This is a genomic window from Flavobacteriales bacterium, from assembly GCA_016715895.1.
GTDB lineage: Bacteria > Bacteroidota > Bacteroidia > Flavobacteriales_F > PHOS-HE28 > PHOS-HE28.
On the sequence record JADJXH010000004.1, the window covers coordinates 1311287 to 1324309 of the forward strand.

Consider the following 13023-nt stretch of genomic DNA (forward strand, 5'->3'; position numbering starts at 1 on the left):
GCCATACGCCCTTGTGGAAAAGTCAGGGCGCGGGCAGACGCGCGATCACGATGCGGTCCGGAAGAAGGAGCATCATGCGGCCCTGCTCCACGCGCGCATCGCGCAGCACCTCACCCGCCTGCAGCGGCGGCAGCGGCAGCGGTGTGAGGTCGAGCGCGCGCAGGTCGAACCGTTCGAACCGGCCGGCGCGCACCAGGTAGAGCGAGCGGTGGCGCACCTCGAAGCGCTCCACGTCGGTGAGCGGGATGGTGCGGGCGTAGGTGCCGAAGATGTCGAAGACCAGGATGCCGTGGCGGGGCGAGTTGACGTAGAGCCAGTTGTCCAGCTCCTGCATCTGCACGGGCTCGGGGGTGAGCCCGATGAGCTGGTCGATGCGGCCGGTGGCCGCCACGGGCCGCAGCTGCGCGTCCACACGGATCAGTTCGCCCTCGCGCTGGTCGAAGAACCAGAAGTGGTTCTGCACGCTGGCACAGGCCAGCACCACCTGGGGAAAGCCGCTGCGCGGCAGGTTGATCACACTGCCCTGCAGGCTCAGCGTGTTGTCCAGCATGGCCAGCTGGCCCTGCTCGGCGCTGAAGAGCAGCGGCTTCAGGCTGTAGAACGCATCGAGCACGGCGATGCGGCCGAAGGTCTTCACGCTGTTGCGCAGCCAGCTCTCCCCGCGCGGGTTGAAGAGGGTGAGCTCGTCGCCGCGCAGGGCGTACACGTTCCCCAGCTCATCGGTGGTGAAGGCATCGAACCGGCCTTCGACCACCGCCTCGATCAGGGGTGTGGTCTGGGCGGCGACACGGCCTTGGAGGGCCGGGAGGGCGGCCAGCAGGGCAAGGGCAGGGACCCGGCGCAACATCACGGCACCGGTTGCGGCAACAACTGTTCCAGGTAGCTGCGGTCGTTGGCCAGGCGCGGCACCTTGTGCTGGCCGCCAAGCTTGCCGCGCAGCTTCATCCACTCGTGGAAGGTGCCGGCCGGCACCGCGTGCACCACGGGCCTGGCCAGAAGACGGTCGCCGGTGCGCTTGGCGTCGTAGTCCGAGTTCACCTCCCGCAGCGAGGCGTCCATGGTGGCGATGAAGGCATCAAGGTCCCGGGGGCTGCGCTCGAACTCGATGATCCATTCGTGTCCGCCGCGCCCCGTGGCGCTCTGGTGGATGGGTCCGGCGGTGTATTCGCGGACGATGGCGTCATGCACGCGGCACGCGGCCTCGATGGCGCGGTCGGCGTTCTCCACGATCAGCTCCTCCCCGAAGGCGTTGATGAAGCTGCGCGTACGGCCGCTCACCTGGATGCGGTAGGGGCGCACGCTGGTGAAGCGCACCGTGTCGCCGGGCACGTAGCGCCAGAGACCGGCATTGGTGCTCACCACCAGGGCGTACTGCCGCCCCACCTCCACCTCGTGCAGCAGTTTGGTCTCCGGCCGTTCGCGTCCCACCTGGTCCAGCGGCATGAACTCGAAGAAGATGCCGTAGTCCAGCATCAGCAGCAGGTCGTCCGCGCCGTGCCGGTCCTGGATGGCGAAGTAGCCCTCGCTGGCGTTGTAGCTCTCCAGGTAGTTCATGGTGGGCGAGGGGAACAGCGCGGCGAACTGGTCGCGGTAGGGGCGGAAGCTCACACCGCCGTGCATGAAGAGCTCCAGGTTGGGCCACACCTCCAGCATGTGGCGCTTGCCGGTGAGCTCCAGGATGCGCCGCAGGATCACCAGGGTCCAGCTGGGCACACCGGCGATGCAGCGCACATCCTCGCGCATGGTCTCGCGTGCCATCTGCTCGATCTTCTCCTCCCATTTGTCCATCAGCGCCACCTCGATCGCCGGGGTGCGCCGGAACTCCACCCAGATGGGCAGGTTGCGGATGATGATGGCGCTGAGATCGCCCGCATAAGCGTCAGGCCGGAGCCGCTCGATGGTGCTGCTGCCGCCCACCACCATGCTCATGCCCATGAACAGCTTGCTCTGCGGGAACTGCTCGTAGTGCAGGGCGATCAGGTCCTTGCCGCCCTTGTAGTGGCAGTCCTCCAGCGCCTCGCGCGTCACGGGGATGAACTTGCTGCGGTCCTGGGTGGTGCCGCTGCTCTTGGCGAACCACTTCACGTCCGTGGGCCAGAGCAGGTTCTGTTCCCCCTGCCGCATGCGTTCCACATAGGGGCGCACATCGTTGTAGTCCTGCAGGGGCACCCGCTCGCGGAACGTGTCGGGCTCGCGCACCGTGCCATACTCGTGGCGCTTGCCCCATTCGGTGTGGCGGGCGCTGCGCACCAAGTGGTGGAACACCTCCAGCTGGGCTTCGTGCGGGTTGTCGCGGAAGAGGTTGATCTGCTGCAACCGCTTCTTGATCAGGAAGGAGAACAGCGCGTTGACGGGCATGTCGGGAGCGGATGGGGTCCGTTGGCGCGGCTATCTTGTGCCGAAAAGGTAAGGACCCGCCGCCGACATGCACACCGGACCCCTCCGCAAGCTCAGCGCCACGTTCGTTCAGGGCACCTCCCCACGCGATGGCGAGGTACGCTACAGCATGCGCCTGGCTGCCGATACCATGGACCTCAACACCCGGGTCGGAGCGGCGCTCACGGTGCGCGCCACCGGAGCCAAGACCTGTGTGGTGTGCGGGCGGAGCGTGACGAAGTTCTTCGGCCAGGGCTTCTGCTTCCCGTGCTTCCGCGATGCACCGGAGGCCTCCGAGTGCATCGTGCGGCCCGAGCTGTGCCGCGCCCACCTGGGCGAGGGTCGCGATCCGGCGTGGGAGCGGGAGCACCACGACCAGGAGCACATCGTGTACCTCAGCTACACCGGCGGGGTGAAGGTGGGCGTCACGCGCAGCACGCAGGTGCCGGTGCGCTGGATCGATCAGGGTGCGGTGCGGGCCCTGCCCATCGCGCGAACGCCGCACCGTCAGCTCGCAGGCCTCATTGAAGTGGCCCTCAAGAAGCTGTTCGCGGACCGCACCGACTGGCGGGCCATGCTGCGCCCTGTGGACCCGCCACCCGATGTGTTGCCGGCCGCCCGATCCGGGGCTCTCGCCGCACTGCCGGAAGAGCTCGCGCCCCATGCCCTGTCCGAGGAGGAGGTGTGGACCCTGGCCTATCCCGTGGACCACCTGCCGCCCAAGGTCAAGAGCATCAACCTGGACAAGGAGCCGGAGGTGTCCGGCACCCTGGCCGCCATCAAGGGGCAGTACCTCATCTGGGCCGATGGCCGCGTGCTCAACGTGCGGAACCACAGCGGGTTCCACATCGAACTGGCCTGAACCCGGGATCTTTTTCCGCGGTCACTGCAACCCATCCATCGGCCTCGCCGTACAGAAGGCAGGTTTTGGTCAGTGGACCGATCGTTAGGGCAGTCGAGGGGTCGTTCTTCGGAACGGCCCTTCGCTGTTTTCGGACGGGTCAGTGCACCGCGATGGCGAAGGGCATGCGGGCCTGGATGCCGGTGGCCTGCTTCACGCGCTGCAGTTCGCGGGCCTGGCGCACCACGTCGGGGTCGAGGCCCAGCACCTCGCGCTCCACGTAGGTGGAGGCCTGTGCGTTCAGACTCTTCATGAGGCTTTTGAAGAGGTCCTCCTGCTCGGGGTAGCCCACGGTGCGGTACTCCTCCACGCCGGCCATCCGCGCGGCGGCCGTGATGGCGTCCTCGAGACCGCCCAGCTCGTCCACCAGCCCGACCCGCTTGGCGTCCGTTCCCGTCCACACCCGGCCGCGGCCCACACTGTCCACCTGGGCCACGCTCATCTTGCGGCCTTCGGCCACACGGGCCTTGAAGTCCTCGTAGAAGCGGTCCACCAGCTCCTGGATCAGGGCACGCTCGTCGGCGCGCAGCGGGCGCGACACGTCGAACAGGTCGGCGTAGTGGTTGGTCTTCACACCGTCCACGGTCACGCCGAGGTGCTCGTTCAACAGCTCCTGCATGTTGGGGATGATGCCGAACACGCCGATGCTGCCGGTGATGGTGTTGGGTTCGGCGTAGATGGTGTTGGCGTTGCAACTGATGTAGTAGCCACCGCTGGCGGCCACGTCGCCCATGCTCACCACCACCGGCTTGGCCGCGCGGGCCAGCCCCATCTCCCTCCAGATCACATCGCTGGCCAGGCCGCTGCCGCCGGGGCTGTTCACCCGCAGCACGATGGCCTTCACAGTGCTGTCCTCGCGGGCCTTGCGGATGGCCTCGGACAGCGTTTCGCTGCCGATGCTCTCCTCATCACCCTTGCCGCTGCTGATGCCGCCGGTGGCGTACACCACGGCCACTTTGGCCTTGGCGGTCGCCGAGCCGGTGATCACGTCATCACCCTTCACGCTGGCGCGCTTGTACGTGCCCAGGGACACGAGCTCCAGCTCCTTGCCCTCCTCCACGCCGAAGCGCTTCTTCATCAGGGCCAGCACCTCGTCACGGTACAGGGTGCCGTCCACCAGCCCGAGGCGGTGGGCGTCGGGCGCCTGGCGGATCAGCAGGCTGTCGGCGATCTGGTCCAGCCGGGCCTTATCCATGTGGCGCGAGGTGGCGATGGCTTCGAGGTACTGGTCCCAGATGCCGTCGATCAGGGCGCCCAACTGCTCCTCGTTGGCCGGTGTCATCTCCGTTTCGGTGTACGACTCGCCGAAGCTCTTGTATTTGTTGTTGCTGCCTTTGATGAACTGGATGTCCACCCCGGCCTTGTCGAACAGCCCTTTGAAGAAGGTGAGCTGGGCCTGCAGGCCGCGGAAGTCCAGGTCGCCTTCCGGCACCACGAACACCGAATCGGCCGCGCTGGCCAGGTAGTACGTGCCCTGGGTGAGGAACTCCGAGTGCGCATAGATGGGCTTGCCGCTCGTGGTGCGGAACTCCAGCAGCTTGCGGCGGATCTCCTGCGCGGTGGCGCTGCCGGTGTTCAGCATTGTCGGCTCCAGGAAGATGCCGCTGATGCGCTCGTCGCGGCCGGCCTTGTCGATGCTCTCCAGCAGCTCGTCGAGCCCTGTGCGGCCGGCGCCTTGGAAGGGACCGAAGTCCAGGTCCAGCTCGTCCTTGCGGCCGCGGTCCACGATCTGGTCATCCAGGCGCAGGTGCAGCACGGAGCCCTTCTTCACCGTGGGTGCCTTGTCGCCGAAGGAGGCGCCGGCGGCGGCCACGATGCCGAGCAGCAGCACGAACAGGAGCACGCACACCAGCAGGAAGCCCAGCATGGAGGCGAACACATACTTGAGGAATTGGCCCATGGTCGGAAAGGAGGTTCGTTCGGAGGCCGAAAGTACCCGGCCGTGCGAGCGGCCTGCGCCCGCGATCACACCAGCGGTGGGCGGGGGGGATGGAAGGTGGCCGATACCTTCGCCCCGTGAGCGCCGAGGTGCTGTTGTTGCTGGGGGCCGACCAGGGCGATGTGCGGGCCACCTTCAGCCGCGCCGAACAGGCCATCGCCTCACGCTGCGGCCCGGTGCTCGCCCGCAGCCGCGACCACTGGACCGAGCCATGGGGCTTCGCCGGCCCGTCGCTTTTCCTGAACCGGGCGCTGCTGATCGACACGGTGCTGGGGCCGGACGAGCTGATGGACCATCTGCTCGCCATCGAGCGCGAGCTGGGGCGGTTGCGCGGCAGCGGGGGCTACACCTCGCGCCCCATCGACATCGACATCCTGCTCTGGGGCGCCCAGCGCGTTGACCGGCCGGGGGTGCAGGTGCCGCACCCACGCCTGCATGAGCGCGCCTTCGCGTTGGCCCCCGCCGCCGACCTGCTGCCGCTGGCCGTGCCCCCCGGCCGGGACCGCACCGTGCTGCAGCTGCTGGACGACCTCCGGAGCTGATCGCCCAACTTCGCGCCCCATGCACCACGGCTACATCGCGCTGGAGGGCCTGATCGGCGCGGGCAAGACCACGCTGGCGCGGCGGCTGGCCGAACGCTGGGGCGCCCGCCTGGTGATGGAGGAGTTCGACGACAACCCCTTCCTGCCCCGATTCTACGCCGACCCGCAGCGCTATGCCTTCGCCGTGGAACTGAGCTTCCTCGCGCAGCGGTACCATCAGCTCAAGCGGGCCAGCGAGCAGGACCTCTTCGCCCCGCGCACCGTGGCCGACTACTCCATCGGCAAATCGCTGGTGTTCGCCAGCGCCACGCTCAACCCCGAGGAGAACACGCTCTTCCGCGACCTGTACCGCATCATGTACGGCTCCCTGCCACGCCCCGACCTCATTGTGTACCTGCACCTTCCCCTGGAGCGGGTGCGTGACCGCATCCGCCAACGGGGCCGCAGCTACGAGCAGGACATCCGGCCGGACTACCTGGAGCGGCTGCGCGAGCTGTACATGGACCACCTGCAGAAGACCGACGGGTCGCAGGTGCTGGTGGTGGACCTGGGCGGCCGCGACCTGCTGCACGATGCGGAGGCCTTCGAGGCCTTGTGCGGGCGGCTGGAAGAGCCGCAGGACAGGCCGTTCGACGTGCTGCAGCTCTGATCCACAGGGCGCCGTGGAGAATTGGCCGGATCCGGGCCTTCCGCCCACGGGGGCGTTGTTATGTTTGCGCCCGGAACCTCCTGACCATCAGCATCCCGAACACATGAAGCACGTCCCCCTGCGCGGCGCGGCCCTCCTGGCCGGCTCAGCCCTCGTTCTTGCCGGTTGCGGCGGATTGGGCAAAATGACCAAGTACGCCGAGACCATCAAGTACACGGTCGACCCCAACCCCCTGATCGTCCAGGGCGACAGCGTGGCGGTGAACATCCGGGGCAACTTCCCCGGCAAGTACTTCTACAAGAAGGCCCAGGTGGAGCTCACCCCCGCCATCACCTACGCCGGGGGCGAGACCCCGCTGAAGATGGCCGGCTTCCAGGGCGAGGGCGCTGCCGGCAACTACACCGTGATCCCCTACGAGAGCGGCAAGGACTTCAACTACACCGACAAGGTCGCCTACACGCCCAGCATGGAGACCAGCGAGCTGATGATCAAGATCCTCGGCAAGCAGGGCAAGAAGGAGAAGCCCTTCGATCCGGTGAAGATCGCCGACGGCGTCATCACCACGCCCTACCTGGTGAAGAGCGACGACAAGGTGATCCTGGCCAAGGACGCCTTCCAGCGCATCACCCAGCACAGCCAGGACCTGCAGCTCAACTACAACGTGGCCAGCGACGTGCCCGTGAACGGTGACATGAAGGACGCCGACGTGAAGGCCATGCAGGACTTCCTGAAGGCCAACGCCAAGAACCCGAACGTGGTGATCAAGGGCATGCGCATCGATGCCTACGCTTCGCCGGAAGGGGAGGTGGACATGAACGAGGGCCTCGCCAACAAGCGGGACAAGCATGCCATGCGCTGGCTCCAGGCCGAGCTGGGCCGCAACAAGCTGGCCAAGGGCGACAGCCTGTTCAGCAGCACCAGCCACGGTGAGGACTGGGACGGGTTCGAGCGCGAGATGAAGGCCAGCACCTTCGCGGACAAGGACCTGGTGCTGCGCGTGCTCGGCATGTACCCCGATGTGAACAAGCGCGAGAGCGAGATCAAGAACATGGCGGCCACCTACACGGAGATCCGCGAGACCATCCTGCCCAAACTGCGCCGCAGCGAGGTGAAGCTCAACTACGAGCGCGTGGGCAAGACCGACGAGCAGCTCACGGCCATGAGCCGCACCATGCCGGACAGCCTCACCATCGAGGAACTGCTCTTCGCCGCCACGCTCACCACGGACATGAACGAGCAGCTGCGCATCTACAAGGAGGCCGAGCGCATCTTCCCCACGGACTACCGCGGGGCCAACAACGTGGGCTACATCCACTACCAGCAGAACCGCCTGGCCGAGGCCGAGGCCCAGTTCCAGAAGGCGAACAGCATCCATGATAACCCCATCAGCACCAACAACCTCGGCGCCTGCGCCCGCCTGAAGGGCGACCGCAAGAAGGCCATGGAGCTCTACAAGAAGTCCACCGCCGCCGGTCCGGAGGTGAGCTACAACATGGGCATCGTGCACATCCAGAACGGCGACTACGGCAGCGCCAACAGCAGCTTCGGCGGGGTGAACGACTTCAACAGCGCCCTGGCCAAGCTCCTGAGCGGTGACGCCGCCGGTGCCCAGCGCATGCTGGAGGGCAGCCCGGACAAGGACACCGCCGAGGGCCACTACCTGATGGCCATCTGCGGCGCCCGCCAGAACAACGGCGACATGGTGCGCAACCAGCTGGCCCTGGCCGTGCAGAAGGACGCCAAGCTGGCCGACAAGGCCCGTAAGGACCTCGAGTTCCGCGCCTTCAAGGACAACCTGGGCATCTAAGTCCGAACGCGATCCATCCCAAGCCCCCGGCCTCAGGCCCGGGGGCTTTTTCGTTCGCTCCGGGTCGCACGGGCCGGGAGGACAGGAGTTGCTTCGGGACACGGTCGCCCCAACACCGCGCCTGTCCTCAGCGTGCGATGGCTCCAGCGGGACGGGTGACCCATGAGTTGTGTGGAAGGTCGCCTGTTCGCCCGCGCTTGCCTTGGATCGCTCGTCCGCGCTTGAGGCGTGGATGCGATGATCCAGCTCGCATGAACTGGCTCCCTCGCTTCGTACTCGATCGGTTCCACCTCCACCAGGCCGGGCCTTCCGGCGCAGCCCGCTGCCGAACTGAGTGGAGGCTGGGATCCGCGGTACAGCCGGCGACCGCGGAGCGGCAGGGCATGATGATCCGCGGCACAGCCGCGCACCCGGCTCAGAAGATGATCTTCTGCCGGCGGATGCGGGTGCGGTACTTCTTGCTGCCGCTCTTGTACTTGTACAGCTTGTGATGCACCTGCAGGCGCAGGAACAGGTACGCGTCGTTGTCGCTGCTGTCGCCGCGCTGCTGGCCGGGGCTGGTGGTGAGCTCGTTCACGTTGTCGCCCACACCCAGGCTGGGGTCGGCCATGTACACGCCCACATCGCCGCTCACCGTGCGGATGGCGTCGGGGTCGTAGTACACGGTGCTCACATCGTCGATGTAGTCGGTGAAGGTGGTGGTGTGCTGCAGCTCCAGGCCAACGCTCCACTGCTTGGTGAGCGCCTTTCGGATGCCGAAGCCCATGGGCACGCAGAAACCGAAGTTGCTGTACTCCTGCGCCCCGCCCGGCAGGCCCTGGCCCTCGGTGTGGAGGGGCTTCAGCCGCACCCAGGTGTTGTTGAACTTGCCGCGCGGGTCGAAGTAGAAGCCGCCGACGCCGATGAAGCCGTAGAGCCCCACACGGCTGGCCTTCTGGCCCTTCACGCCGCGCAGGTCGTAGATGTGGCCGAGCTCCTCCTTGAAGGCATGCAGCTCGAACAGCACGCTGAACTCGAACAGATCACTGCGGAAGTTGAGGTTCCGGTTGCGGCGGAAGGTCTCGGCGGTGAGGTTGTCGTTGCCCGCCAGCACGCCGTAGGCCAGCGAGGTGCGCATGGCCATGCGTTCGCGCAGGTAGTACCGCCAGCCCAAGCTGAACGCGGGGCGCGTCTGGCTCACCTCCAGGTCCCAGATGAAGGAGGTGCCGATCTGGTCGCGGCCGCCCAGCTCGCCCAGGAAGTTGGCGGCGCCGAGCCCGATGGTGATCTCGTTGCGGTTGGTCTTCCAGTAGTTCGACTTGCGGAAGTACTGGGCATGAAGGCCGGCGCCCCCAAGGAGGCCCGATAGCAGCAGGACAGTGATGCGAAGCGCGTAGCGTCCCTTCATGCGTGCACCCGGTTTCCGTTCAAATGTATCGGCTGGGACGGAACGGCCAAGTGAGCGGCGGCCGTCCTATCCCCATAGACCTGTTGAACGGCCGAGGGTTGCCTTTCTACGCGGCTCCGCTGAAGGGGTTCTGTTCCGCTACCGGCCGACGAACCACCACAGCACCACGCCGGCGCAGACCGAGACGTTCAGGGAGTGCTTGGCGCCATGCTGGGGGATCACCAGGCAGCCGTCACAGGCCGCGATCACCGCATCGCTCACTCCGTGCAGCTCGTTGCCGAACACCAGGGCCAGCGGGGCCTCCGGTGCATGCACCACCTCCATCAGGGGCACGGCATGCATGGTCTGCTCCACGGCCAGCACCCGGTAGCCGCGGGCCTGCAGGTGGCGGACGGCGTCGGCGGCATCGGGGGCGTGCTCCCAGGGCACGGTGGCGGTGGCGCCCAAGGCGGTCTTCTCGATCTCGCGGTGGGGCGGCAGCGGGGTGAAGCCGCACAGGGTGATCCCCTCGAGGGCGAAGGCATCGGCGGTGCGGAACACCGAACCCACGTTGTGCCGGCTGCGCACATCGTCCAGCACCACACGCACGGGCCGGCGGGGCGTGGCACGGAACTGTTCCGGGGTGGGCCGGCCCAGTTCCTCGAGGTGCAGCTTGCGGTCGCCGGTGGGCATGGATCGTGGATAACCGGAGAGGGTGCGGACAGGTGACGGGCCGTACTTTTCCGGGCTGGCGAAAATAGGAGGCCGGCACGGGCACCATGAGCAAGGCGGGGCGCGGCGGAACGCCGCTGATGCAGCAATACCAACGCATCAAGGGGCAGTACCCCGATGCGGTGCTGCTGTTCCGCGTGGGCGACTTCTACGAGACCTTCGGGGAGGACGCGGTGCGGGCGTCGCAGGTGCTGGGCATCACCCTCACCCGCCGCAACAACGGCGCTGCGGGCGATGTGCCGCTGGCGGGCTTCCCGCACCATGCGCTGGAGACCTACCTGCCCCGCCTGGTGCGGGCCGGCCACCGGGTGGCGGTCTGCGATCAGCTGGAGGACCCGAAGCTGGCCAAGACGGTGGTGGAGCGCGGGGTCACCGAGGTGGTGACGCCCGGGGTGGCCTTCAGCGACCGCGTGGTGGACCACCGCAGCAACAACTGGCTGGCAGCCGTCTGCGCGCACCGCGGCCGCTACGGCGTGGCCTTCCTGGACATCACGACGGGCGAGTTCCTGGTGGGGGAGGAGGAGGCGGAAGGGGTGCGGAAGTTCATGGAGGGCCACGCACCCAGTGAGCTGCTCCACCCTCGCACCGCTGACGATTCCCTGGTGCAGGAGTTCATCGGCCGACAGTACAGCTATGCCCTGGAGGATTGGGTCTTCACCGACGACCTGGCCCGGGAGCGCCTGCTGCGGCAGTTCGGCACCACCAGCCTGAAGGGCTTCGGGGTGGAGGAGCTGCAGCTGGGCCAGCGGGCGGCGGGCGCGGTGCTGCACTACCTGGGCGACACCCGGCACGAGCGGCTGGCGCACATCACCGGACTGGCGCGCCTGCAGCCGGGGGCGCACGTCGGCCTCGACCGGTTCACGCTGCGCAACCTGGAGGTGGTGGCGCCGGTGAACGAAGGGGCCCGGACGCTTTGCGACGTGCTGGACCGCTGCGCCACCCCGATGGGCTCGCGCCTGCTGAAGCGCTGGCTCACCTTCCCGCTGGTGGACCGAGCGGCCATCGACGCGCGCCATGCCGCCGTGGCCCAGGGCGTGGAGGACGCCGCGCTGCTGGAGCGCAGCGGGGCGCACCTGCAGGCCATCGGCGATCTGGAACGGCTGGCGGGCAAGGCCGCCGCCGGGCGCATCACCCCGCGTGAACTGAACCAGCTTCGGCTGGCCCTGGAGGCGGGGCAGGCCCTGCGCCACGATCTGCTGCAGGCGGGAGGGGCCATGGCCGCCGTGGCCGGGGGCATCGATGCCGACACCACCCTGAGCGAGCAGCTGGCGCGGTCCCTGGAGCCCGAGGCCCCGGCCGCGTTGAACAAGGGCGGCGTCATCCGTCCCGGCATCGATGCCGAACTGGATGAGCTCCGGCATGTGAGCGGCCACGCCAAGGACCTGCTTCTGGAGGCGCAGCAGCGTGAAAGCGATCGCACCGGCATCCCCAGCCTCAAGGTGGGCTTCAACAACGTGTTCGGCTACTACCTGGAGGTGCGCAACACGCACAAGGCCAAGGTGCCGCCCGAATGGGTGCGCAAACAGACGCTGGTGGGCGCCGAGCGCTACATCACCGATGAGCTGAAGGCCTTGGAGGAGCGGATCCTGGGGGCCGAGGAGCGCATCCTCGACCTGGAGGCGCGTCGCTTCGCGGAACTGGTGGAGGCGGTCTGCGTGCGGATCCGGCCGGTGCAGACCACCGCCAGCGCCGTCGCGGCCTTTGATGTGCTGCGGGGCTTCGCGCTCACGGCGGCGCGTTGGGGCTACGCCCGGCCGGTGCTCGATGACGGCCGCACGATCGACCTGCGCGACGCGCGCCATCCGGTGATCGAACAGCAGCTGCCGCCTGGAGAGACCTACGTGGCCAACGACCTGCTGCTGGACCCCGAGGAGCGCCAGCTGGTGGTGATCACCGGCCCCAATATGAGCGGAAAATCGGCCCTGCTGCGGCAGACGGCGCTCATCGTGCTGATGGCGCAGGCGGGCAGCTTCGTGCCGGCGTCGGCGGCGCGGATCGGGGTGGTGGACCGGATCTTCACCCGGGTGGGGGCCAGCGACAACCTCAGCACCGGGGAGAGCACCTTCATGGTGGAGATGAACGAGACGGCGAGCATCCTCAACAACCTCACCGCGCGCAGCCTGGTGGTGCTCGACGAGATCGGCCGGGGCACCAGCACCTACGACGGCATCAGCATCGCCTGGGCCATCGCCGAGCATCTGCACGAACACCCCGGCCGGCCGCGCACCCTGTTCGCCACGCACTACCACGAACTGAACGAGATGGCGGCGACCTACCCGCGGATCCGCAATGCCAGTGTGGCGGTGCGCGAGGTGGACGGGCGCGTGCACTTCCTGCGCAAGCTGGTGCCCGGCGGCAGCGACCGCAGCTTCGGCATTCATGTGGCGCGCATGGCCGGCATGCCGCAGAGCGTGGTGCGGCGCGCCGAGAAGGTGCTGGCCCACCTGGAGCGGAGCCATGCCGGCGACCTGGGCGAGCGCGAGGGTGGACTGCCCGCAGCTCCCGGCCGGCGCGCCGTGGAAGGGCTGGACCGCGACCTGCAGCTGAGCTTCTTCCAGTTGGACGACCCCGCGTTGGAAGGCATCCGCGGCCAGCTGGAAGCGCTCGACATCGATACGCTCACACCGGTGGAGGCCCTGCTGAAGCTCAACGAGATCAAGCGGATGGCCGGTGCCCGGTCGGCGCAGCTGCGGAAGGCGTGAACCCCGCAT

Annotated in this window: 10 protein-coding genes; 5 read left to right on the plus strand and 5 right to left on the minus strand. The window is 67.7% G+C overall.

Annotated elements, in window-relative coordinates:
• Nucleotides 1–22 precede the first annotated feature (22 nt).
• Entirely contained in the window at nt 23–847 is an 825-nt protein-coding gene (locus tag IPM49_14300) for a hypothetical protein (GenBank protein MBK9275694.1), read from the minus strand.
• On the minus strand, nt 847–2358 hold the full coding sequence (locus tag IPM49_14305) for a GH3 auxin-responsive promoter family protein (GenBank protein MBK9275695.1): 1512 nt from the start codon (nt 2356–2358) through the stop codon (nt 847–849). Before IPM49_14305 ends, IPM49_14300 begins: the two co-directional genes overlap by 1 nt.
• 67 nt (nt 2359–2425) lie before the next feature.
• Between IPM49_14305 and IPM49_14310 the strand changes: the two genes are divergently transcribed.
• A complete protein-coding gene (locus tag IPM49_14310) occupies nt 2426–3238 on the plus strand; it encodes a DUF2797 domain-containing protein (protein ID MBK9275696.1) in 813 nt (270 codons plus the stop codon).
• A 139-nt stretch (nt 3239–3377) separates the two neighbouring features.
• On the opposite strand, the gene sppA is transcribed toward IPM49_14310, so the two are convergent.
• Nucleotides 3378–5177 carry a signal peptide peptidase SppA gene (sppA, locus tag IPM49_14315; protein MBK9275697.1) on the minus strand — a complete coding sequence of 600 codons (1800 nt, stop codon included), beginning with the start codon at nt 5175–5177 and terminating at the stop codon, nt 3378–3380.
• 116 nt (nt 5178–5293) lie between these two features.
• On the opposite strand from sppA, the gene folK reads away from it, so the two are divergent.
• The 3 genes from folK (at nt 5294) to IPM49_14330 (ending at nt 8214) form a co-directional block, all read left to right on the plus strand.
• The gene (folK, locus tag IPM49_14320) at nt 5294–5758 is read left to right on the plus strand and encodes a 2-amino-4-hydroxy-6-hydroxymethyldihydropteridine diphosphokinase (protein MBK9275698.1); all 465 of its coding nucleotides are present in this window, start codon (nt 5294–5296) and stop codon (nt 5756–5758) included.
• Nucleotides 5759–5777: 19 nt separating this feature from the next.
• The gene (locus IPM49_14325; GenBank protein MBK9275699.1) at nt 5778–6407 is read left to right on the plus strand and encodes a deoxynucleoside kinase; all 630 of its coding nucleotides are present in this window, start codon (nt 5778–5780) and stop codon (nt 6405–6407) included.
• A gap of 103 nt (nt 6408–6510) precedes the next feature.
• A complete protein-coding gene (locus IPM49_14330; GenBank protein ID MBK9275700.1) occupies nt 6511–8214 on the plus strand; it encodes a hypothetical protein in 1704 nt (567 codons plus the stop codon).
• Between the two features lie 415 nt (nt 8215–8629).
• Here the strand turns inward: IPM49_14330 and IPM49_14335 are convergent, their stop codons facing one another.
• Together IPM49_14335 and IPM49_14340 are read right to left on the minus strand one after the other, a co-directional pair.
• Complete coding sequence (locus IPM49_14335; protein MBK9275701.1) at nt 8630–9601, minus strand: hypothetical protein; 972 nt, start codon at nt 9599–9601, stop codon at nt 8630–8632.
• Between the two features lie 138 nt (nt 9602–9739).
• Nucleotides 9740–10273 carry an RNA methyltransferase gene (locus tag IPM49_14340; GenBank protein MBK9275702.1) on the minus strand — a complete coding sequence of 178 codons (534 nt, stop codon included), beginning with the start codon at nt 10271–10273 and terminating at the stop codon, nt 9740–9742.
• 86 nt (nt 10274–10359) lie between these two features.
• On the opposite strand from IPM49_14340, the gene mutS reads away from it, so the two are divergent.
• Nucleotides 10360–13014, plus strand: coding sequence for a DNA mismatch repair protein MutS (mutS, locus tag IPM49_14345; protein ID MBK9275703.1), 2655 nt, complete (start codon nt 10360–10362; stop codon nt 13012–13014).
• Nucleotides 13015–13023: the final 9 nt, after the last annotated feature.